19 protein-coding genes and 3 pseudogenes are annotated in these 21,371 nt (G+C 72.3%); 9 read left to right on the forward strand and 13 right to left on the reverse strand.

Annotated features, from left to right (window positions below; genetic code table 11):
* Positions 1-136: 136 nt before the first annotated feature.
* Positions 137-1,174, forward strand: a complete 1,038-nt coding sequence (locus ACFCZ1_RS12325; protein WP_328925530.1) for a rod shape-determining protein — start codon at positions 137-139, stop codon at positions 1,172-1,174.
* Complete coding sequence (locus tag ACFCZ1_RS12330; protein WP_376678329.1) at positions 1,171-2,760, forward strand: GAF domain-containing sensor histidine kinase; 1,590 nt, start codon at positions 1,171-1,173, stop codon at positions 2,758-2,760. Before ACFCZ1_RS12325 ends, ACFCZ1_RS12330 begins: the two co-directional genes overlap by 4 nt.
* Before the next feature lie 54 nt (positions 2,761-2,814).
* Here ACFCZ1_RS12330 and ACFCZ1_RS12335 read toward each other — a convergent pair whose 3' ends face one another.
* Positions 2,815-3,255: an Lrp/AsnC family transcriptional regulator gene (locus ACFCZ1_RS12335; protein WP_376678330.1), complete on the reverse strand. Its 441-nt coding sequence runs from the start codon at positions 3,253-3,255 to the stop codon at positions 2,815-2,817.
* 69 nt (positions 3,256-3,324) lie between these two features.
* On the opposite strand from ACFCZ1_RS12335, the gene ACFCZ1_RS12340 reads away from it, so the two are divergent.
* Both ACFCZ1_RS12340 and ACFCZ1_RS12345 read left to right on the forward strand, forming a co-directional pair.
* Entirely contained in the window at positions 3,325-3,954 is a 630-nt protein-coding gene (locus tag ACFCZ1_RS12340) for a LysE family transporter (protein WP_376678331.1), read from the forward strand.
* 20 nt (positions 3,955-3,974) lie between these two features.
* Positions 3,975-5,330 carry a carboxyl transferase domain-containing protein gene (locus ACFCZ1_RS12345; RefSeq protein WP_376678332.1) on the forward strand — a complete coding sequence of 452 codons (1,356 nt, stop codon included), beginning with the start codon at positions 3,975-3,977 and terminating at the stop codon, positions 5,328-5,330.
* Between the two features lie 188 nt (positions 5,331-5,518).
* Here ACFCZ1_RS12345 and ACFCZ1_RS12350 read toward each other — a convergent pair whose 3' ends face one another.
* On the reverse strand, positions 5,519-5,773 hold the full coding sequence (locus ACFCZ1_RS12350) for a helix-turn-helix domain-containing protein (RefSeq protein WP_376678333.1): 255 nt from the start codon (positions 5,771-5,773) through the stop codon (positions 5,519-5,521).
* A 232-nt stretch (positions 5,774-6,005) separates the two neighbouring features.
* Positions 6,006-7,268, reverse strand: a complete 1,263-nt coding sequence (locus ACFCZ1_RS12355; protein ID WP_376678334.1) for an MFS transporter — start codon at positions 7,266-7,268, stop codon at positions 6,006-6,008.
* A gap of 215 nt (positions 7,269-7,483) precedes the next feature.
* Here ACFCZ1_RS12355 and ACFCZ1_RS12360 point away from each other — a divergent pair, with 215 nt between their 5' ends.
* Positions 7,484-8,641 carry a glutamate--cysteine ligase gene (locus ACFCZ1_RS12360; RefSeq protein WP_376678335.1) on the forward strand — a complete coding sequence of 386 codons (1,158 nt, stop codon included), beginning with the start codon at positions 7,484-7,486 and terminating at the stop codon, positions 8,639-8,641.
* Between the two features lie 122 nt (positions 8,642-8,763).
* Here ACFCZ1_RS12360 and ACFCZ1_RS12365 read toward each other — a convergent pair.
* The 3 genes and pseudogenes from ACFCZ1_RS12365 to ACFCZ1_RS12375 all read right to left on the reverse strand — a co-directional run.
* Positions 8,764-9,198 (reverse strand): annotated as a pseudogene (locus ACFCZ1_RS12365) (peptidase M28); the annotation flags it as partial.
* 59 nt (positions 9,199-9,257) lie between these two features.
* Positions 9,258-9,398 (reverse strand): annotated as a pseudogene (locus tag ACFCZ1_RS12370) (hypothetical protein); the annotation flags it as partial.
* A 247-nt stretch (positions 9,399-9,645) separates the two neighbouring features.
* Positions 9,646-11,721, reverse strand: coding sequence for a M4 family metallopeptidase (locus tag ACFCZ1_RS12375; RefSeq protein ID WP_376678336.1), 2,076 nt, complete (start codon positions 11,719-11,721; stop codon positions 9,646-9,648).
* 280 nt (positions 11,722-12,001) lie between these two features.
* On the opposite strand from ACFCZ1_RS12375, the gene ACFCZ1_RS12380 reads away from it, so the two are divergent.
* Positions 12,002-13,006, forward strand: coding sequence for a hypothetical protein (locus ACFCZ1_RS12380; protein WP_376678337.1), 1,005 nt, complete (start codon positions 12,002-12,004; stop codon positions 13,004-13,006).
* A 57-nt stretch (positions 13,007-13,063) separates the two neighbouring features.
* On the opposite strand, the gene ACFCZ1_RS12385 is transcribed toward ACFCZ1_RS12380, so the two are convergent.
* Both ACFCZ1_RS12385 and ACFCZ1_RS12390 read right to left on the reverse strand, forming a co-directional pair.
* Positions 13,064-14,272 carry an MFS transporter gene (locus ACFCZ1_RS12385; RefSeq protein WP_376678338.1) on the reverse strand — a complete coding sequence of 403 codons (1,209 nt, stop codon included), beginning with the start codon at positions 14,270-14,272 and terminating at the stop codon, positions 13,064-13,066.
* A gap of 5 nt (positions 14,273-14,277) precedes the next feature.
* On the reverse strand, positions 14,278-15,633 hold the full coding sequence (locus tag ACFCZ1_RS12390) for an NAD(P)-binding domain-containing protein (RefSeq protein WP_376678339.1): 1,356 nt from the start codon (positions 15,631-15,633) through the stop codon (positions 14,278-14,280).
* A gap of 326 nt (positions 15,634-15,959) precedes the next feature.
* Between ACFCZ1_RS12390 and ACFCZ1_RS12395 the strand changes: the two genes are divergently transcribed.
* The gene (locus ACFCZ1_RS12395; protein WP_376678340.1) at positions 15,960-16,328 is read left to right on the forward strand and encodes an ArsR/SmtB family transcription factor; all 369 of its coding nucleotides are present in this window, start codon (positions 15,960-15,962) and stop codon (positions 16,326-16,328) included.
* Positions 16,325-16,822, forward strand: coding sequence for a GNAT family N-acetyltransferase (locus ACFCZ1_RS12400; RefSeq protein ID WP_376678341.1), 498 nt, complete (start codon positions 16,325-16,327; stop codon positions 16,820-16,822). The genes ACFCZ1_RS12395 and ACFCZ1_RS12400 overlap by 4 nt, the downstream gene beginning before the upstream one ends.
* 697 nt (positions 16,823-17,519) lie before the next feature.
* Here the strand turns inward: ACFCZ1_RS12400 and ACFCZ1_RS12405 are convergent.
* The 5 genes and pseudogenes from ACFCZ1_RS12405 to ACFCZ1_RS12425 all read right to left on the reverse strand — a co-directional run.
* On the reverse strand, positions 17,520-17,765 hold the full coding sequence (locus ACFCZ1_RS12405) for a hypothetical protein (RefSeq protein ID WP_376678342.1): 246 nt from the start codon (positions 17,763-17,765) through the stop codon (positions 17,520-17,522).
* Between the two features lie 287 nt (positions 17,766-18,052).
* Complete coding sequence (locus ACFCZ1_RS12410; protein WP_376678343.1) at positions 18,053-18,199, reverse strand: hypothetical protein; 147 nt, start codon at positions 18,197-18,199, stop codon at positions 18,053-18,055.
* A gap of 267 nt (positions 18,200-18,466) precedes the next feature.
* A complete protein-coding gene (locus tag ACFCZ1_RS12415) occupies positions 18,467-19,513 on the reverse strand; it encodes a radical SAM protein (RefSeq protein ID WP_376678344.1) in 1,047 nt (348 codons plus the stop codon).
* Positions 19,510-19,719, reverse strand: coding sequence for a hypothetical protein (locus tag ACFCZ1_RS12420; protein WP_376678345.1), 210 nt, complete (start codon positions 19,717-19,719; stop codon positions 19,510-19,512). The genes ACFCZ1_RS12415 and ACFCZ1_RS12420 overlap by 4 nt, the downstream gene beginning before the upstream one ends.
* 355 nt (positions 19,720-20,074) lie before the next feature.
* Positions 20,075-20,271, reverse strand: a pseudogene (locus tag ACFCZ1_RS12425) (IS5/IS1182 family transposase); the annotation flags it as partial.
* Between the two features lie 120 nt (positions 20,272-20,391).
* Between ACFCZ1_RS12425 and ACFCZ1_RS12430 the strand changes: the two are divergent.
* Entirely contained in the window at positions 20,392-21,348 is a 957-nt protein-coding gene (locus tag ACFCZ1_RS12430) for a hypothetical protein (RefSeq protein ID WP_376678346.1), read from the forward strand.
* Positions 21,349-21,371: the final 23 nt, after the last annotated feature.

Genomic DNA, 21,371 nt, shown 5'->3' on the forward strand with positions numbered 1-21,371 from the left:
CCACCCCCATGCACGCGCGAGGCACCCCCGGCCGGAGCATCCCAACGGGCGGTCCGAGTGAAATGTCCGAGATGATATGAAAAGTGACCGGCATTCCGCCGGTCCTCTTGCGTCAGCGCTCTCGGGAGGATCTGCCGTGACCGTCAGTCTTGAGCAGTTGCGCCGCTGCCACGTCGCCGTCGACCTGGGGGCCGCCAGGACCCGCGTGTACGTCAAGGGCGCCGGCCTCGTCGTCGACGAGCCCAGCGTCGCCGCGGTGAACACACGGACCGGCGCGCTCATCGCCGTCGGGACCTTCGCCGAGCGGATGACCGGCCGCACGCCCGACTACATCCGGGTCGTACGCCCCGTCTCCGGCGGCACCGTCGTCGACATCGAGATGGCCCAGCGGATGCTGCGCCACCTGCTCGGCGAGAAGCTGCGGCGCGCCCTGCGCCGCAAGCCCCGGCTGCGGGCCGCCGCCTGCACCCCGCACGACGCGGACCCGCTCGCCCAGCGGGCGACCGTGGAGACCCTCGTCGGGCTCGGCGCCCGCCGCGTCGAACTCGTCGACACCCTGATCGCGGCGGCCGTCGGCTGCGGCCTGCCCGTGGAGCAGCCGACCGCGACGATGATCATGGTCTGCGGGGCGGCGGCCACCCAGGTGGCCGTCCTCTCCCTCGGCTCGATCGTCACAGCCCAGCGGATCCCGGTCGGCGGCGAGGCCATCGACCACGCCGTCGTCCAGCACCTGCGCCACGCGCACGAGCTGATGCTGCCGAGCCAGGCGGTCCGGCCGCTCCAGCTGGCCCTGCACGGCAACGGCATCACCGCCGAAGGGCCGGCCTCCACCCTCATCCACGGCCGCGACGTGGCCACCGGACTTGCCCGTTCCGTCCACGTGGACACGGCGGCGGTACGCGACGCCATCCACACCCCGCTCACCGCCGTCCTCGACGGCATCGGCAAGGTGCTGCGCGACTGCCCGCCGGATCTGGTCGCGGACCTGACGGACCGGGGGATCATGATGGTGGGCGGCAGTGCCCTGCTGCCCGGCCTCGACCAGATGCTCCGCGACTCCACCGGGATGCCCGTCGCCATCGCGGAACGGCCGGACGTGTGCGCCGTACTGGGTCTCGGCGCGATGCTGGAAGGGAAGATCGCCCCCATGGTCCTCAACCCACTGGCCGAATGACGAACGCCGGGGAGGGGCCCGACGCGACATCCGAAGAGGAGCCCGACGCGGCGCCGGCGAGCCTCCCGGTGCCGCTGGAGGCGGTGCTCGGAGTCGGCTCCGAGCTGGAACTGAACACCACCCTCCAGCAGGTCGTGGACTCGGCGACCGGGCTCTGCTCGGCGCGGTACGGAGCGCTCGGGGTCATCGACCCCGAGCGCGTCCGGCTGACCGCCCTCTTCACCGCCGGGATGACCGAGGCCGAGCGGGCGGCGATCCCCCGGCTGCCCGACGTGCGCTCCGGCGTGTTCGGCGCACTCGTCGGCGCCCCCCGGCCCCTGATGCCGGACGATCTGACGGCGGACCCGCGCGCGGCGGGACTCCCGCCGGGCCACCCTCCGATGCGCAGCGTCCTCGGCGTGCCGATCCGGGTGCACACCGAGGTCTTCGGCAACCTCTGCCTCACCGAGAAGCGGGGCGGCGGCCCCTTCACCGAAGAGGACCTCGCCCTGCTGCGCGTCCTCGCCTCTCAGGCGGGGATGGCGATCGGCAACTCCCGGCTCTTCGAGACCGCGCGCCGCCGGGAGCGCTGGATCGAGGGCGCCGCCGCCGTGACCACCGCCCTGCTGGCCGGGCGCCCGGCGGCGGACGCGCTGATGTGCGTGGCCGAACGGGCCCGGCTGCTGGCGGACGCGGCGGCCGGGGTCGTGCTCCAGCCGACCCGCGAGGGCGGCATGGAGATCGTCGCCGCCTCCACCCACGGGGACCCCGGCGACCTGGTGGGGACCGCGATCGCCCCCGGTTCGCCGGTACTGGAACAACTGCTCGGCGGCGAACCCGTCTTCCTGGACGACTCGGCCACCGATCCCCGCATGACCACGCACGTCCGGAAGCGGTTCGGGCCCAGCATGATGCTCCCGCTGCAGAGCGGCGGCCGGCTGATCGGCACCCTGGCCCTGCCGCGCGCCCGGGGCGGCCCCCCGTACGACGCCGTGGACCGGCTGCTGGCGTCGCAGTTCGCCTCGCAGGCGGCGCTGGCCCTCGTCCTCGCCGACGCGCAGCACGACCGGGAGCAGCTCGCGGTGTACGAGGACCGCGACCGCATCGCCCGGGACCTGCACGACCTGGTGGTCCAGCGGCTGTTCGCCACGGAGATGATGCTGGAGAGCACCCGGCGGCGCTCCTCGGCCGCACCGTCGGGGGACACGGTGGGCGACGAACTGCGCCGCGCCGTCGACGAGCTGGACTCCACCATCCAGGAGGTGCGCACCGCGATCTTCGCCCTCCAGCAGCCGCCGGCCGATGCCCCGACGAGCTTTCGGGGGCGGGTCCTGCGCGAGACGGGCGGTGCGGCGGTGCTGCTCGGCTTCCAGCCGTCGGTGCACTTCGCGGGAGCGGTGGACGCGCTGCTGCCGGAGCCGGCGGCGGGCGAACTCCTGGCCGCCCTGCGCGGCGCGCTGGCCGCGGCGCACCGGCGCGGCGGGGTCACCTCCGTCGGGGTGGAGGTGGACGCGAGGCCGTACCGGGTCCGTCTGACGGTGACGGACGACGGCCGCACGGAGTCGGGGACGCAGGGGACGACGCTCACCTGGGAATCGGTGCTGTAGCCCGGGCGGGGCCGCCGGGCCGGGGCTGCGGCCGCGGCCCGCCCCGGCCGACTCCTACGGCCGGCCCGGCCGGGTGGCGGCCCGCAGCGCGATGCGGGTGCTGGACTGCGCCACCCCGGCCTCCCGCTTGAGCCGGCGGAGCAGGTCGTCGAGCGCCGCGGGGTCGGCGGCCCGGGCCCGTACGAGGTAGTCGTGCTCGCCCGTCACGTGCACGACCTCGGTGATTCCCGGGAGCCTGGCCACCTGCCGCTCGAACTGCTCGTTCGTCGTGTCCTGGCGCAACGTGACGTCGATGAAGACGACGAGCCCGCCACGGGTGTCGGCGGCCGGGTCGATCAGGATGGTGAACCCGCGGATCACGCCGTCCCGGCGCATCCGGCGCACCCGGTCGGCCGCCGCGTTGGCGCTGAGGCCGACCCGGACGCCGAGGTCGCGGTACGAGATCCGCGCATCCTGCTGCAGGATGCCGAGGATTTCCCTGTCGAGGCGGTCCATACCACGATTCTCGCAGCCGGCGCCGATATCGGTGCCCGTCCGGCGGTCCGTGGGCCGGACCCTCCCCCCATGAGCGAACTGACGACTCCGGCCCTGGCGGGCGCGGCAGCGGGCCTGGGCGTGGCGATGCCGATGGGCGCGATGAGCGTGCTGCTGCTCCAGGAGGCGATGCGCCACCGCCGGGCGGCGGTGGCGGCGGCCGCGGGCATCGCGGCGGTCGACCTCGGGTACGCCGCGCTGGCCACCGCCCTGGGCCCGTGGGTGGCCTCCCACGTCCACCCGGTCGAGGCCTGGGTCCGGCTGGTCTCGGCGGCGATCCTCCTGACCATCGCCGCCCGCGGCCTCGCCACGTCCCGCCGCCGCCCCGAGCACGCGCCGCCGCCGCATCCTCCGGCCCCGCCGGCCCCGCCGGCCAAGGCGTTCGCGCGGTATGTCGGCCTCACCGCCCTCAACCCCACCACCGCCCTGTACTTCGCCGCCCTCACCACCGCGCAGGGCGCCACCCTGCGCACCGGCCCGGCCGGGGCCGCCTTCCTCCTGGGCGTCGGCGCCGCCTCGCTCCTGTGGCAGCAGACGCTCGTCACGCTCGGCGCACTCGCCGGGAGCAGGATCTCCGACGGCGCCCGCGCCTGGACCTTCCGCCTCGGCTACGGCCTCGTCGCCGCCTATGCGATCAAGATCGCCCTTCCCCTGCCGTGAACAACCCCTAGGGTGAGCCCGTGACGACGACCCGCCTCTCGGCCCGCGCGGCCATCGCCTCCGTGACGGACCCCGGCAGCTTCACCGAACTCCCCGCCCCCGTACGGGAGTCACCGGCCGACGGCCCCCTCGCCTGGACCGGCTACGACGACTCCCGCGCCCGCGCCCACGCGCACACCGGCGAGCAGGAGTCCGTCGTCATCGGGACCGCCCTGATCGGCGGCCGCGAAGCCACCGTGATCTCCTTCGAGTTCGGCTTCCTCGGCGGTTCACTGGGCGAGCGCACCGGAGACCTGCTCGAAGCCGCGTACGGCCACGCCCGCGAACAGCGCCTCCCCCTCGTCTCCCTCATCGCCACCGGCGGCTCCCGCATGCAGGAGGGGATGCTCGCGCTGACCCAACTCCAGCGCGTGGCCCGCCAGTGCGTCCTGACCCGGGCCGCCGGGCTCTCCCAGATCGCCGTCCTGCGCGATCCGACCACCGGCGGCGGCTGGGCCACCCTCGGCGCCGGGGCCGACGTCGTCCTCGCGCTGCCCGGAGCCCAGGTCGGCTTCGCCGGATCCCGGGTGCGGCCCGCGGACGCGGACCCGGCGGCCTACTGCGCCGAGGGGCAGTACGCCGCCGGTCACGTGGACGCCGTCGTTCCCCCGGCCGAGCTCCGCGGGGTGCTGTCCGACTGGATCCGCGTCCTGACCGCGCCCCGCGCCGAAGGTCCCGTGGAGCCCCCGGCCGCGCTGGCCGACGAGATCCCGCCCGCGACCGGGTGGGACGCGGTCCGCCAGGCCCGTCATCCGGACCGCCCGCGCGCCGGCGCGTACTTGGACGCGTACTTCGGTCTCCGCCTCCCCGTCTCCGGGGACCGGGCGGGCGGCACCGACCCCGGGATGCTGTGCGGATTCGGACTGCGGGAGGGCCGGGCGGTAGCGTACGCCGCCCAGTGCGGCACCGCCACCCGCCCGGCGGGATACCGTACGGCCGCCCGCGTCGTCCGCCTCGCGGACCGGCTCGGCATCCCCGTGCTCACCCTGGTGGACACCCCGGGCGCGGCCAACGACGCCGCCGCCGAGCATGAGGGCGCGGGCGCGGCCATCGCGGACGCCTTCGCGGCCCTGGCCGAGGCCACCGTCCCCGTGACGACCCTGCTGATCGGCGAGGGCGGCTCGGGCGGCGCCCTCGCGCTGGCCGCGCCGGGGAACACCTGGGTCACCCCGGACAGCTACTTCTCGGTGATCGCCCCGGAACTGGCGGCGGCCATCCTCAAGCGCCCCCCGGCCGCCGCCCCCGCCACGGCGGACCAACTCCGCATCCGCCCCCAGGACCTGGTGGCCCTGGGCGTCGCCCGCGGCATCGTCGCCCCGGAGGGCCAGGCCCCGTAGCCCCGGCGCAGGTCCGGTTCGCGGTGGCCCGCCCGAGTGGGGCGAGCGGAAGACGTCCGCGACGGGCGGCGTGCCCGGCGCCTCGCCGCTCCGGCCGCAGCGCCGGACGGCGGGCGTGAACTCGTCCGTGACCGGGCACGACCCGTCCCGGTCGGCGGCGCCCCCTCGGAGTCGAGCGCCCGCGCGCCTCACGCCCGGCCCGATCGGGCGTAGCGCGCCGGGCTGGTCCCGACGTGGCGCCCGAAGTGCCGGGTCAGGTGCGCCTGGTCGTAGAAGCCCGCCGCCGTGGCCGCCGCCGCGGGCGGCGCCCCCGCCAGCAGCAGCCGCCGCGCCAGCGCCACCCGCCGCCCCGTGAGGTAGGCGTGCGGCGGCAGTCCGTACGCCGCCGTGAAACTGCGGATCAGGTGCGTGGGATGGCAGCGGTTCCCGGAAGCGCGCGCCAACTCCGCCGAGGACCTCCTCCAGCGTGATCCCCTCGGCCACCCGCGCGTCGAGCAGCTCGCGCAGGCGTACGGCGACCCCCGCGCCCGGCGCCCCGCCCGCCCGCGACCCGCGTCCGGTCAGCAACCGGCTCAGCCGCCAACTCCGTTAGTGCGGGCGGCGACCGCACCCGGCAGCCGGTGGACGGGTGAGGCCCGGGGCTGAAGACGCCTGCGCCTGCGCCTGCTCCTGCTCCTACGCCTGCGGCGACCGGGCGTCGTAGCGCGCGAACGCCCGCCAGCGGAGCGCGAGCAGCGCCAGCACGGCCACGCAGGCGAGACCCCCGCCCGTGATCGCCACGGCCGGGGAGGTCAGGTCCGCGGCGGTCCCGGCGAGGAAGTCCCCGAGCCGGGGTCCGCCCGCCACGACCACGATGAAGACGCCCTGGAGGCGGCCGCGCATGTCGTCCGGGGTGGCGGCCTGGAGCATGGTGGTGCGGAACACCATGGAGATGGTGTCCGCGCACCCGGCCAGGGCCAGGAAGAACAGACCGAGCCACAGGTTCCGGGTGAGCCCGAAGACGGCGATGGCCAGGCCCCACGCGGCGACGGCCACCAAGATGGCCAGCCCGTGCCGGCGGACGCGGCCCTGCCAGCCGGAGAACAGCCCGCCCAGCAGCGCTCCGACGGCGGGCGCGGCCACCAGCAGGCCGACCGTCTTCGCGTCACCGCCGTACCAGAGCACGGCGATGGCCGGGAACAGCGCCTTCGGCTGCGCCAGCACCATGGCGGCCATGTCGGAGAAGAAGGTCATCCGGATGTTGGGCCGGGTCCCGAGGAAGCGCAGACCGTCGACGACCGAAGCCCTCCCGCGCGTCCCGTCGGCGCGGTCGGGCCTCATCGACGGCAGCCGCCACATCGCGTAGAGGGCGGCGCTGAAGGTCACGACATCGATCAGGTACGCCGCCTGGTACCCCCACCAGCCGACGATCAGCCCGCCCAGCATCGGGCCGGCCATCATCCCGGACGTCATCGTCACGGAGTTCAGCGCGTTGGCGGCGGGCAGCTGCCCGGGCGGCAGCAGCCGCGGGATCATGGCGGACCGGGCCGGTCCGGAGAGCGCCCCGCAGACCGCCTGGAGCGCGACGACCGCGTACAGGAACCAGACCCGGTGGTAGCCGAGCAGCGCGGCCGCGGCGAGCGCGGACGACAGCCCGGCGGCGCCGAGGGAGCTGTAGAGGCCGAGCATGCGCCGGTCCACGGTGTCGGCGATGGCTCCGCCGTAGAGCCCGAACGTGACGAGCGGGACGAGCGAGAAGAGTCCGACGAGGCCGACGGAGAAGCTGGACCCGGTGATGTCGTAGACCTGGAGCGAGATCGCGAGGGCGGTCATCGCCTGGCCGAGCCAGGAGACGGTGCTGCCGATCCACAGCCGCCGGTAGTCGAGCGACGTGCGGAGGGGGGTGAGGTCGGCGAATATTCGCCGCTGGGTGCGGTCGGGCGCGGCGGCAGGGGTCACAGCGGATGATAACCAGGGGCCGGTTCCGCCCCCGGGTGTTTTTTTCCGGCGTCCGCACACCGGCAACAGCCACCCCACCCGGATCCCGGGCCCCACGGCGGGGCGCCCCTTGCCGCTAACTCGCCACTGTCACCGGACTTTTGACCGAATCGGCGTACGCTCCCCGCCTCGTGTTCGGCTCATGATGAAAAGACTCGTATGTCCAGGGAGGCGCAGTGATCGAACCTGGCAACAGCACCACGAGCACCGGCACCGCGCACAACTCGGTGCGCCCCACCGTTCCCCTCACCGTCGGTATCGAGGAGGAGTTCCTCCTCGTCGACGCCCGCACCTTCCGGGTGGTCCCCGCCGCCCCGCTCGTCCTCGCCACGGCCGGCGGACTGCCGGGCGAGATACACCCCGAGGGAACGCGCTACCAGGTGGAGATCGCCACCCCGATCGCCCACTCGGCGGCCTCGCTGCGCGAGGAGCTCGCCACCCTGCGGCGCACCCTCGGGCGGGCGGCCCGTGCCCACGGCTGCCGCCTGCTGGCCGCACCCTCACCGGTCGTGGCCGTGGAGGGGCCGCTGCACCTCACCGACGACGAGCCGCGCCAGCGCGAGCAGCACCGCCGCTTCGGCTCGCTCACCGAAACCCTCGTGAGCTGCGGCCGCCACATCCATGTCGGCACGCTCGACGTGGATACGGCGGTGGCGGTGTCCAACCGGGTCAGACCGTGGCTGCCGACGCTGATCGCGCTGGCCGCCAACTCGCCGTTCTGGGGCGGCCGTGACACCGGTCACGCCAGCTGGCGGGCGATGGCCTGGTCGGGCTGGCCCTCGGCGGGGCTGCCCCCGCACTTTACGTCCACGGCCCACTTCCGGCTCTCGGTGCAGACCCTGCTCGGCTCCGGTGCGGCCCTGGACACCAAGATGGTCTATTGGGACGTCCGCCCGTCGGGGCACTGGCCCACGCTCGAAGTCAGGGCCCCGGACATGTCCCCGGACATCGACACGGCCGTGCTCCAGGGCGAACTGGTCCGCGCCCTGGTGGCCACGGCCCTGCGGGAGATCGCGGAGCGGCGGCCTGAACCGGCCCTGCGGGACGACGTACTGCGCCTCGCGCGCTGGCGGGCGGCCCATGACGGCCTGGAGGGCTTCGGTCTCGACCCGTACACGGGCACGGAGCTCCCGGCGGCCGATCTCGCGGAGGCCCTGCTGGACCTGGTCGCCCCGGCCCTGGTCGCCGCCGGCGACCTCGACCACGCGGCCAAGACCCTGGGCGCCCTGCTCCGGGACGGCTCGGGTGCCCACCGCCAGCGCGCGGCCTTCGCACGCCGCCAGGACCTGACGGACGTGCTGCGTTACCTCGCGGACGAAACGGAGAACTTCTAGCCGGGCACCACGGTCCCTCCGGACACGCCAGAGCCGCAGGTGCAGTCGTTTCCGCACCTGCGGCTCGCCCGGTGGGGCGGGTGGGACCCGAACCCGACAGCGTCAGCGTCCGGCCCGGGCCGTCAGCTTCCCTGAAGCGTCACGTCGTCGATGACGAAGCTGGTCTGCAGGGACGAGTCCTCGGAGGCCGTGAAGGTCACCGTGACCTGCTGTCCGGCGTAGGAGCTCAGGTCGACGGACTGCTGGACGTAGCCGCTCGCGGCGTCCGCGTTGGACTTGGTGGCGAGCGTGGTGCCGTTCACCTGCACGCGGAAGACGTCGTAGGCCGTGGATCCGGACTCCGCGGTGTCGATGTGCAGGTAGTACGTGAGCGTGGCCTTGGTGCAGCCCGCCGGGACGGTGACCGACTGGTTGATCGTCTCGGTGTGGGTGCTGCCGTAGCCGGCGAGCCACACGAACCGGGTGCCGGTGCGCGGCGACTGGCCACTGTGGGCGCCGATGGAGCCGGTGTCGCCCGTCCACGGCGACGTGCCGTTCTCGAATCCGCCGTTGACGATCTTCTGGCCGGCTCACGCGTGCCGCTCTCCCACCTGCTGATCAGACTGTGGTGGTAGCCGACTCGCTGACCGAGCTGCAGCTGAGTCAGCCCCGCCCGCCGGCGGAGGTGCTTCAACCGCTGACCGAACTCCGCCCACGGCGCTGCCGTGGCACCGCCCTCGCCACGGGGTTTCCCGGGGCTCGTTTCGTCGACGGGCATGGCCGCTCCTATCGGGGTCGGCGTGTCACCGGGGGGACTGCGCCGCGATGACAGGTGCCAGGAGCGCGACGGGGGAAAGCCGTCCTACGAGCCAGGTCCCATCAGAGACATTCGCGCGCCGCACCGTGATCGGTGCGGCGCGGTACACCGGTGTGCACTGCCGCCGGCAGCCGTGTCCCGGCGGGTCCGGCCGGTTCGCACCGGCCGGCCCCGCCGGACGCACCCGCGGAGCCTGTGGGGAGGAGGCTCAGCCGGTGGTGACCGCGGTGTCGTCGATCAGGAAGCTGGTGGCCGCGGACGAGTCCTCGGTACCGGTGAACTTGATCGTGACCGTCTTGCCCTTGAACGCCGACAGGTCGAGGGTCCGCTGGGTGTAGCCGCCCGGCGTGGCGTTGGAGTACGTCGCCAGGGTGGTGGTGGTCGTGCCGTAGACGACCTGTGCCTTCAGCGTGTCGTACGGCGTGGTGCCCGTCTCCTTGGTGTCGATCGCCAGGAAGAAGCTGAGCTTGGGCGCCGCGGCGGTGGCCGGGACGGTCACCGACTGGGACAGGGTGTCGGTGTGCGCGCTGCCGTACCCGTCCAGCCAGGCGTAGTACGAGCCGGAGTGCGGGGTGCGGCCGGTGTCGTTGGTGATCACACCGGTGCTGGCGGTCCAGTTGACCGCGCCGGACTCGAAGCCCGGGTTGGAGAACAGGTTGGAACCGCCCGGCGGCGTGGTGCCGCCACCGCACGTGGTGGCGGTGGGGACGACGGCGACGCCGCTCCACGCCTTCTCCACCGCGGCGCACTGGCCGCTGCTCGCACCGTACAGGTCGATCGCGGCCTTGATGCTCGCGGTACGGGCATCCGGGTAGGTGGTGCCCGCGGTCATGTACGTGGTGAGCGCCCGGTACCAGATCTTGCCCGCGGCGTCGTTGCCGACGCCGGTGACCGTGCCGCCGTCACAGGTCGGGCTGTTGCCCCACTGGGAGGAGCCGGAGCCGACCGCCAGCAGGTAGAAGAAGTGGTTGCCCACTCCGGAGGAGTAGTGCGGGTCGAGGTTCTTGGTGCCGGTGGTCCAGCAGCTCTGCGAGACGCCGTCCTTCTTCGGGTCGTCCATGAACCGCAGCGGCGTGGAGCTGATCTTCTCGCCGATGAGGTAATCGGGGCTGTCCGCCGGGCTGTTGGCGTTGAACTCCACCAGGGTGCCGAAGATGTCGCTGGTCGCCTCGTTCAGGCCGCCCGCGTCACCGAAGTAGTTCAGGCCGGCGGTGGCCGAGGTGACACCGTGGCTCATCTCGTGGCCCGCGACGTCGAGTTCGGTGAAGGGCTTGTCGCCGGGGGCGCCGTCGCCGTAGATCATGCTGAAGCTGGTGTCGTCCCAGCCGGCGTTGGCGTAGTTGTTGCCGTAGTGCACGAACGAGCGGGCGCCGACGCCGTCGTTCTTGATGCCGCTGCGGCCGTGCACGTTCTTGTAGTAGTCCCAGGTCGCCTGGATGCCGAAGTGGGCGTCGGCGGCGACGGTGGCACGGTCGCTGAGGCTGCCGTTGCCCCACACGTTGTCGGTGTCGGTGAACGCCTTGCCCCAGCCGGCCGGCGGGCTGTCGTTGGTGGCGGTCAGGTTCTGGGCGTCCCGGGTCTCCCCGTTACCGCGGGTGGAGTCCTTGAGCTGGTAGCCGCCCGAGATCGCGGTGGTGGTCAGCGGGACGTCGCCCACCTGGTAGCCGTGGCCGGTGCCGTTGGCGGTGTGGAAGTCGTTCCAGGTCTGCCCGACCTCGCCGGTCAGGGCGTCCACCAGCACGTTGAAGTGGCTCGGCGACTGGTCGGGGGCGATGCCGTCGACGGTCACCTGCCAGGCCAGCCGCGGGGTGCCGGAGAGTGCGTCGACGACCAGCTTGCTGGCCGTCGAGGCGCGCTTGCCCTGGAACCTCTCCTGCGCCAGGGTCTCCGCGCGCTGGGCGCTGACCTGGGGGGTCACCTCCAGGGAGAGGCTCTCCTTGAGGGTCAGCGTGCTCTCGCGGAACGCCCCGCTGGGCGCGGAGTGCACGACGACGTCGCCGCCCAGCACGGGCAGGGCGCGGTACTCACGCGTCATGTGCACATGCCGGGTGCCGTCCTTGTCGACCTGCACCGAGGCGGACTTGAACGTGTCGTACGAACTCGCCCGGACCGCCTGGGGATGGGCGGCGATCGAGTCGCGGGCGTCCTGGACGGCCTGGCCCTTGTCGGCCTTGGGCGGGTGGGGCCGAGCGGGGTCGGCAGCGGAGGCGGGGGATCCCGCACCGGCTATCAGCAGGCCGCTGACGGCCAGTGAGAGTGATGCGGCGAGCACGGTTCTCTTCATGGGCCGGGATCGTGGCCGCCGCCGGCGGGCCGGGGCAATGGAACGCCAAGTCTGTTTATTTGCGGGCGCTGTGAAAAGGCCGGTGCCCGGCCTCGCCCCCGGCCACGGCTCTGCCACGCCCCGACCTTTGGTCAAAACTGTTCACAGAATGTCTAACAACTCGCCGCTATCCGGCCAGGCCGTGGCTAGCATGTGACCCCGTTCCATCCCCCCGGAACGCTGTCACGGGAAGCGCCCCCATCCCGAGGCGCGCAACGCAGGTGCAGAAGGCGAGAGACTGGTGGACTCCAGTGGCAGCACACGGTTCAGGCAGACGGGCCAGGTCCGGCGGCCGCTGGAGCCGAAGGCCGCGCAACCGCTGCGGGAACTGCCCCCGGATCTCCTCGACGCGCTCCGCAACGGCCCCTTCGAGGCTGCCCTGGACGCCGCCCTGCGGGCCAGCGGGCTCAGCCTGGAGCGCGTCCAGCACCGACTGGCCGAGCGCGGCGTGGAGATCAGCGTCACCACGCTCAGCTACTGGCGGCGCGGCCGCAGCCGCCCCGAGCGGCCGCAGTCCCGGCAGGCGGTCCGACTGCTGGAGGAGCTGCTGGGCGTCCCCAGCGACGGCCTGGTCTCGCTGCTCGGGCCGCGCCGCCCCCGGGGCCGCTGGGTCAACCGGGGGGCCGAGGTGTTGGAAACCGAGCGCCTGTGGCGGGAGTTCGTGAGCCTTCCCGAGCTGCTGGCCGAGCTGGACAGCACGGACGACGGCCTGCTCCGGGTCGCCGCCCACGACGGTTACGAGCTCGACGCGCGGGGTGCCGGGGCACGGCTGACCACCCGCCTGACGCTGAAGGCCACCCGGGAGCGGGTGGACCGTTGTGTGGTGGTCCTCCGCGGCGAGGACCCGGACAGGGCGCTGCCGGAGTTCGTCGACGTACACAACGCCCGCCTCGGGCGGCTGCGTTCGGATCGCAGCGTGCCGCTGATGGTCGCCGAACTGTTCCTGGACCGCACGCTGTCCGAGGGTGAGACCACGCTGGTCGAATACACCGTGCGGTTCCCCGAGGGCGGACGCCGCGCCCAGGAGTGCGGGCGGGGGTTCCACGCCGCCGCCCTCCTCTACACCCTGGAGGTCACCTTCCACCCGGACGCCGTGCCGGTGCGCTGCCGACGCTGGTTCAGCGCCGCGGCCACCTGGGAGCCGGTGTCCACGGAGCCGGTGTGGATCAGCGCCGCCGGCCGGGCGCACGCGGTCTTCGAGAACCCCGGGTCCGGTTTCCGGGCGCTGCGCTGGGAGTGGCACTGAACGGCGGAAACCGGGCGCCCGTCGACTGAGTTCACCCGCCGGCCCAAGCCGACGGGTTCATGTGCTCGTCCGGACGCGAACGAGGGAGAGGACCGCGGCTGCGACGGACAGGGCCGCGAGGAGGAGGAAGAGGTGCGGGTATCCCCCGAGGGGTCCGGCGAGCGCCGCACCGGCCCAGGGGGCGAGGGCGGCCGCGATGTGGGCCGGGGCTCCGAGGAGGGCCGAGAGGTGGCCGTAGTGGGTGGTGCCCCAGCGGTCGGTGACGGCCGTGGCCTGGAGGAGGGTGAGGTTTCCGCGGACGACGCCGGCCAGGACCGAGAGCAGGACCAGGAGGGGTAGGGGGCCCGGTGCGAGGGCGAGTGCGGCGGTGGTCGCGCCGCCGAGGGCGATGAGGGTGACGGTGCGCGTCGTCACCGAGGTGCGGGTGGCCAGGCTCGCGTAGAGGGTGCGCCCCAGCGTCTGGCCCGCCCCGCCCAGTCCGAGTGCCCAGGCCGCCTGGGTGGGCGTGGCGCCGCGTTCGGTGAGGAGCGGGATGAGGCCCATGACCACGGCGTACATGGCGAAGCTGGAGAGCGTGAACGCCGCGGCCAGGAACAGGAAGGGGCGGCTGCGGGGAACGGGCGTGCGGGCGACGGCGGGTGGCGGCGGTGGGGCGGCCGGCCACGGGGCGCGCAGGGCCAGAGCGTGCGCGGGGATGGTGATGACGGCAAGGACCACCGCGAGGACCGCATAGGTGGCTCGCCAGCTCAGATGTTCGGCGAAGAGGGCGGTGAGGGGCGCGAAGACGGTGGAGGCCAGTCCGCCGGCGAGGGTGACGACGGTCAGGGCGCGGACGCGGTCGGGGCCCCACCAGCGGGTCAGGGCGGCGAAGGCGGGCGGGTAGAAGGTGGCGGCCATGGCGACGCCCGCGAGCAGCCAGCCGAGCGTGAACACGATCAGGTTGGGCGCGGCTGCGACGAGCAGCAGGGCGAGCGTGCCGAGTGCGGAGCCGGCGGTCATCACGGCGCGCGGACCACGCCGGTCGAGGATCCGGCCGATCGGGATCCCGGCCACGGCCGAGACCAGGAGCGCGACGGAGAACGCGGCCGTCACCGCGTTGGTGGACCAGCCGGTGTCGGCGGTCAGCCGTGGGAGGAGGACGGGGAAGGCGTAGTAGACGATGCCCCAGCTGGTGATCTGCGTGGCGCAGAGTGCGGGCAGTACGGCGCGCGGCCGCGCCCGGACCCCCGTCCCGGTCGCGGCCGTGTCGGCCTGGATGTGTTGCACGGTGGTCAGCAGCCGCCGGAAGGGGCCGGGGCGCCGATCGTGAGCGTGGCGGGGGCTGCGCAGCAGCCGCCACCGGTCGCCTCGGCGGGCTCGGGCTGGTCGAAGAGGCCGGCGCCGCCGCACACCCCGGTCTCGGGCAGGGTGAGCTCGACGCGCTCGGCGGCTTCCTGGTCTCCGGCGAGGGAAGCGGCGATGGAGCGGACCTGCTCGTAGCCGGTCATGGCGAGGAAGGCCGTGGAGCGGCCGTAGCTCTTCATGCCGACGAGGTAGACGTCCTTCTCCGGGTGGGAGAGCTCCTTCACGCCGTGCGGGTAGACGGTGCCGCAGGAGTGCTGGTTGGGGTCGATCAGCGGGGCCAGCTCCACGGGCGCCTGGAGGCGCTCGTCGAGGCCCAGGCGCAGTTCGGAGACGAAGGAGAGGTCGGGGCGCAGGCCGGTGAGGACGATGACCTCGTCGACCGGCTCCAGGCGGTGGCCGTCCTCCGCGATCAGGACCACCCGGTCCCCGTCGCGCTCGATGGCGCCGGTGCGGAACCCGGTGACGGCGTCGGCGTAGCCGTTGTCGACGGCGGCCTTGGCGGCGAGGCCGAGCGCGCCGCGGGCGGGGAGCTGGTCGGCGGCTCCGCCACCGAAGGTCGAGCCGCTGATGCCGCGCCGCAGGATCCAGACGGAGTGGGTGCCGGGCTCGTCCCGGGCGAGTTCGGCGAGGTAGGCCAGCGCGGTGAAGGCGGAGGCGCCGGAGCCGATGACCGCGGTGCGCTTGCCTGCGTACCGGGCGCGGACGGCCGGGTCCTTCAGATCCGGGACGCGGTAGGTGATGCGGTCTGCAGCCGCCTTCTCGCCGAGGGCGGCGAGTCCGCTGCCGCCGGCCGGGCCCGGGGTGGTCCAGGTACCGGAGGCGTCGATGACGGCTCGCGCCCACACGCGCTGCTCGTCTCCGTCGGCGGTCTCGTAGTTGATGACGAAGGGCTGCGCCTCGCGGTCGGCGTCGACGATGCGGTCCCGTCCGGTACGGGAGACGCCGGTGACCCGCGCGCCGTAGCGGACCTGCTCGCCGAGGACGTCGGCGAGGGGCTGGAGGTAGAGCTCGGCCCAGTCTCCGCCGGAGGGGTACCTGGCCGGGTCGGGCTTGACCCAGCCGGTGGGGGCGAGGAGCTTCTCGGCGGCCGGGTCGACGACTTCGCCCCAGGTGGAGAACAGCCGCACGTGTGCCCACTCGCGTACGGCGGCGCCGGCTGCGGGGCCGGCTTCCAGGACGAGGGGTTCGATGCCGCGGTCGACGAGGTGGGCGGCGGCGGCGAGTCCGGCGGGTCCGGCCCCGATGACGACGACGGGCAGGTCGGTGGTGGCAGGCGCGTTCACGACAGGCTCCTCTTTTGTTTCGATATCCGTCGATGCTTACGTTTCAAGCATGGCAGCTGCTTCGACGAGCGTCAACATAGATGCTCATCAAATTAGAGGCTTCTCGGGGGGCGCGCGGACGCCGGACCCGCCCACCCGAACCGACCTCGACGCCGCCCCACTCGACCGCCCCACTCGACCGCCTCGCCCGACCGCCTCGCCCGACCGCCCGCCCGCCCGCCCGCCCGCCCGCCGAAGGCTCCGCCCGGGTCGCCCGCGCCCGGGCCGCCCGGCCGGCCCGCACCGGACCCCTGCCGTCTTAGTTCGACGTGTGTCAACATAGACGTATGTCGAATGCGAAGGTTCTGCCGCTCCTGGAGCCCGACGCCGTCGTGCCCTGCTGCCCGCCGCTGAACGAGCGCCCCATGTCGGCCGAGGAGGCCGAGGCCGCGGCGAAGATGTTCAAGGCCCTCGGCGACCCCGTGCGCCTGCGGCTGTTCTCCGCCGTCGCCTCCCACGAGGGCGGAGAGGCGTGCGTGTGCGACATCTCCGACGTCGGCGTTTCCCAGCCCACCGTCTCCCACCACCTCAAGAAGCTGAAGGAGGCCGGGCTGCTGTCCTCCGAGCGCCGCGGCACGTGGGTGTACTACCGGGTCGAGCCGTCCGTGCTCGCCGCCATGGGCGCCCTGCTGGCCGGCCCCACGAAGACGGCATGACCGGCGTGCGGATCGAGGCACTCCTTGCGGAGCACGCCGGGCAGGTCCTGGGCATCTACCAGGCGGGGATCGACGAGGGCAACGCCACCTTCGAGACGCAAGCCCCCGAGTGGGCCGCGTTCGACAAGGCCAAGCTGCCCGGCCACCGCTTCGTCGCCGTCGACGACGACGGCCGGGTGCTGGGCTGGGTCGCAGCGAGCGCGGTCTCGGACCGGTGCGCGTACGCGGGCGTGGTCGAACACTCCGTCTACGTCCACCCCGACGCGCGCGGTCGTGGTGTCGCCCGGGCCTTGCTGGACGCGCTGATCGCTTCGACGGAGGCGGCCGGGGTCTGGACGATCCAGTCCGGGATCTTCCCCGAGAACGCCGCCAGTCTCGCCGTCCACGCACGGGCCGGGTTCCGCGTCATCGGCACCCGCGAACGGATCGGCCGTCACCGCGGCGCCTGGCGGGACGTGGTCCTGCTGGAACGCCGGAGTCCCCTGGTCGACTGACCGCGCGCCGGCGGAACCCAGTCGTGACGGGCGAGCTCGTACACCGCCGCCCCGCCCGCGCGCAGTTGAAGCCGCTGCTGTTCGGCGGCTCGATCCTCGCCGCCGGCTCGGGCCGGACCTCACCGCGGCCGGCGCCGGCTGCGCGGCGCCTCGGACGCCGAGCGGTACCTTGCGGCTCTGGGTGCGCCGGCGTGGCGGCAGATTCCGAACTGGCGACGACCGGCCGAAGACACCCTGTGATTCGGCCGTTTCGGCGCCCGCCCCAGACACCCGGGGTCACCACGACGTCGGCCCCTGGCTCGTCCCCTGAGCGCCGAAAGACGTCCACGTGGGACGCGAGGTCCACGTTCAGAAGCGGCCGGGATCGCGAACATGCAGGTCAGAACGTTCCTGCATGTTCGCGATGCGGTGGGGCGGGTGGGACTCGAACCCACGGCCGACGGATTATGAGTCCTCCAGCGATCTTGGCGGCCTTTGCGTTCTGACGCCCATCCGTGCCGTTCTCCCAGGTCAGAGCGCACTCGTTGGGTCGAGACTTGTCCGCCTGTGCGCGTCCTTACCTGTCCTTGCGTCCCCTGGGCGTCCCCTGGCGGTCCCCGCGGGGCTACTCCTGAACGCCCACAGGCGGGTCTGGCGCGAGCAGAGGACGAATCCATACTTTCGCAGCGGATTCCGACTCTGCTGCGCAATTCGCGGGTCAGGCTGTGAGTCGGTAGGCGAGGTGTTCGAGGCGGCCGCTGCGGGTGTGGTGCTGGTTGTGTCCGGTCCAGTAGGCGTCGAATCTGAGCATGTTCAGGCCGGTGGCGGGGAAGGCGTGCTGGGGGCGCACTTTCGGCAGCCCGCGGTAGCGGGCCCGGCGCATGCCGGTGAAGCCGGGAGCCTGGTTGATGGTGCCCTCAACGCCCCCGCGCGCAGGGCGTACTGCCCGAGCACCCCCGGTCACCGCGTAGACCAAACCAGTCCGCCGCCATGAAGTTCGGGGCAGATCGGAACCCCAGGGGGAAAGTCACGTGGAGCCAACGAATCAGCCTGCCCGGGGCATACCCGCCGCGGCCGCCCGTGGCGGTCGCAGGCGGAACGCGCGGGCCGGTGGGCGCCTCGTGGTGCTGGACGGACTGCGGATCCTGGCCGCGCTGATGGTGGCGTTCCACCACTACGTCGGTTGCGGCGGCGCCGCCGGGGCGGGCAACGCATGGTCGCGCCCGATCGCCCACGTCTTCCCGCTGGCCTCTACGCGCGGATCGTCTTGCGATCGTGCCCCAGGTGCCGGGCGATCGCCGAGATCGACCAGCCCTGACGACGCAGCGCGTGAGCATCCACGTCTTCCTCCCAGGTGAGCATCCAAGGCCCTTCAAACACGCCGAACTCCGTACTCACGCAGGCTCTCCACGACACGCCCACACCAGTTCGACACGCCGAGAAGGATCACGCAAAGGGTGGGGAGATCACCTGAGCAGGTTTGGCCACCTCAGGAGCGACACCTGGGGAAGTTCAAGGAGCGCCATCAGCCTCTCGCACCGACGCTGGCCGAGGTGATGAGGACGGCCGCGCGCAAGGCGTTCGATCGCCGCCGACACCCGCGATCAGCTGGTCCGGGGCGCCTCGGTGACGGTGATCGAGCTGTAGCGTTGTCCCGGCCGCCGGTCAGTCGGACACCGCCGCCGCGAGCGGTCGCCTCGCAATTTGGAGCAGCGGCTGCGGCTCACGGGTGAAGGCTGAATAAGGGCATGCGTTGAGCTCCGGGTCGCGGGACTCCCAGCCCTGCAGCCATGGGCGGAGCCGCGGGTTGTCAACCTCGAGTGAGCCGTCGGGGAGGAGCTGTCCGATGGTGTTGGCGGGGTCCGACAGGGCCACCGTGCATTTGCCCAGCCGGCCGTCCGCGCGTACCAGCAGCGAGTTGGCCCGGGCTGCGTAGCAGACCTCCTCCGGAGCGAACAGCCGCTCGGAGGCGCCGCCCCGGACCAGCAGCTTCTTCAGATCGTTGATCTTCTGGTCGTCGGAGTCGAGCACGTCCATGGTTGCGTCGTTGGGTCCGCCGAGGCGCACCACGCGCTTCAGGAACACCGAGAACCGCGAGTCGTCGAGAAATGTGTCCCGGATCCGGGTGAGGAACTCCGGCATCACCGGCAGGTTCTCCGGCGTCAGATGGACCCGTAGCAGCATCCGCACCTGGGCGGAGCTCTCGCGGACCGACAGCAGGTTGTGCCAGATCTGCTGGAACGTCCCCTTGCCGTCGGCGCGCACGCGGGTCCGGTCGTGGTACTCGTCAGGCCCGTCCAGGGAGATCTGGTAGGCCCGGACGCCGAGACCGGCCAGGTGCTCGGCAGTCCTGCCGTCCAGCATGTAGCCGTTGGTCGTCATGTCGCTCTCGTAGTAGAGACCGTCGTGCCGCTCCTGCACTCGACGCGCGTGGGCGGCCACGTCCTCGATGATCCGGCGACCTAGCATCGGCTCCCCGCCGAACCACGACAGCTGGAGGTGCCGCAGTCCAGGGGCACGCCGATCGATGAGGTTCTTGATGCCGCTGACAACCTTGGGCGCCATGCGTCCGATGGCGAAGTCCTCGTAGCAGTACGTGCAGCGGAAGTTGCACTGCTCGGTCGGCAGCAGGATCAGGTGGAGACGATCGTTACGGAAGGAGTTGGTGAACTCCCTGTCGAATGCGGATACTCCGCCGGAGGCGTCGGTCACTGCTCCTCCAGCTTGCTGCCGCATCCTTTGGCACAGTTGCCGCCGTGGCAGTTGTTGGCGGCGTCTCGGATCTCCGCGTCCGGCTGCGCCGCCAAGGCGGCCGCCACCGCCCGGGCGAGCTGCGGATCCAGGATTCTGACCTGCCCGTCACTGTCCAGGGTGAGGTCCTCCGTGCGGAAGCCGAAAATAGGTCCCTGCGTGGCCATTGTCTGCTCTCTTTCGGAAGTTCGGAGGCTTGGACGCCACCGGTCGCGGAGCAAAGGTCCGAGCGGCGGCCGGGCGACGGTCCTCGGGAGGGCTACGTCTCAGAGGAGCGGTCGCCTACATCCTCCGGGCCGCGCGTGCGAGCCGCGCGGGATGCTGGTCCGTGCAGGTGACCACCGAACGGGACACGACCTGGATCACCGCCATCAACGGACACGACGCCGCCCCCTACCCCCAACCGAACACCTGTGGTGGGGCGACGGCTGGGACGGCAGGCCCAGCGAGGCCGCAGCCGTCGTCAAAGGCGCACGTCCGCGGCGCCTTGTTTAATCCTGTTACGTCTCGGTTCGGGAGGTTTTAGGTGTCACGCCATGTGGGGGTCGACTCGCTGGTGAGGCGACGGGTCATGAGATTGATCATCGCGACGTAAATTTCATGGCTTCGGAGCTGTGGGGTTTCGCTTCGCAGTCGCGGGCCAGGCGGTGGTGATTCATCAGCCAGCCCAGGGTCCGCTCGACGGTCCAGCGGCGGGGCAGGACGGCGAGCCCCCTTGTATGGACGGAGGCGAAGGTGCCGCCGGCGCTCTTGCGGGTCATCCTGGCCAGAAAGACGTTCGCCGCCGCAACCGCCTTCCGGAGCGCGGCACAACCCCCTGAAGGGCTGGGTGATCGCAAATGCCTCCGTCCACCACTGAGCTGGTCACGATACCGCTGGACAAGGAACTTGCGCAGTCACGGATTGCCGTCGCTCCGGATGGGCGTCAGGTTTACGTGACCGTGAGGGAAAACAACCCGGATGGCCCGGATCCAGGAGCGGTCTGTGTAATCGACACGGCCAGCCACACAGTCACCGCCGAGATAGCCGTGGGTCGCAATCCCGGAGGTGTGGCGGTCACCCCCGACGGTCGCCATGTGTACGTGGCTTGTTGGGGAGCGCAGGCGACGGGTCTGGCGAGTGTGATCGACACCGCCCGCCGAGCAGTCGTGGCCGAGATCACCTTGTCCGGCCCTCACGGTATTGCCACCGACGTGGCGATCTCCCCTGACGGAAGCCACGCCTATGTGCTGACCAACCAGGAGCAGGTCGACGCCTCGGGTCGGCTGAACGTGATCGACACCGCCTCCCAAACGGTCATCGACAAGATCAACATCCTGGTCCAGGATCCCCGGACGATTGTGGTCACCCCGGACGGGCAGCGCGCGTACGTGAACAGCGAGTCCGAGGGGGTGGATGTGGTGGTCGACCTGGCCGCGAAATCCGTCGGTCTCACGGTCGAAGCGTTCAGGATGGCGATCACTCCGGACGGGCGCCGAGCTTACGCCATCCGCTTTGCAAACCAGGACGTCAGCGTATTCGACCTCGCCACCGAACAGCTCACCCACACCATCCTGACACAGGGTCTTACCACTGATGTGGCAATCATGCAGGACGGACGCCACGTCTATGTGACCCAGCGGCACACCACGCATAACGTCATCGTGATCAACACCGAGACCAACAAGGTCACCGGCCCCCCTGTCACCTGGAACGGCCTGGCCAACGCGATAGCCATCGCCCCAAATGGAACACGCGCCTATGTGGTCGACGGTCATTCGCGCACGATCGTCGTCATCCCGATCCCACACTTCTGACGGCCTGCCGGGCAAGCCTGTAC

Origin of the sequence: Streptomyces sp. NPDC056224, assembly GCF_042267665.1 — a bacterium.
GTDB lineage: Bacteria > Actinomycetota > Actinomycetes > Streptomycetales > Streptomycetaceae > Streptomyces.

Coding starts and splice junctions, on each gene's coding strand:
- ACFCZ1_RS12335 (WP_376678330.1), bottom strand. CDS start 3,255: ATGGACCGCCTCGACAGGGAAATCCTCGGCATCCTGCAGCAGGATGCG.
- ACFCZ1_RS12400 (WP_376678341.1), top strand. CDS start 16,325: ATGACCGGCGTGCGGATCGAGGCACTCCTTGCGGAGCACGCCGGGCAG.
- ACFCZ1_RS12330 (WP_376678329.1), top strand. CDS start 1,171: ATGACGAACGCCGGGGAGGGGCCCGACGCGACATCCGAAGAGGAGCCC.
- ACFCZ1_RS12430 (WP_376678346.1), top strand. CDS start 20,392: ATGCCTCCGTCCACCACTGAGCTGGTCACGATACCGCTGGACAAGGAA.
- ACFCZ1_RS12420 (WP_376678345.1), bottom strand. CDS start 19,719: ATGGCCACGCAGGGACCTATTTTCGGCTTCCGCACGGAGGACCTCACC.
- ACFCZ1_RS12375 (WP_376678336.1), bottom strand. CDS start 11,721: ATGAAGAGAACCGTGCTCGCCGCATCACTCTCACTGGCCGTCAGCGGC.
- ACFCZ1_RS12340 (WP_376678331.1), top strand. CDS start 3,325: ATGAGCGAACTGACGACTCCGGCCCTGGCGGGCGCGGCAGCGGGCCTG.
- ACFCZ1_RS12395 (WP_376678340.1), top strand. CDS start 15,960: ATGTCGAATGCGAAGGTTCTGCCGCTCCTGGAGCCCGACGCCGTCGTG.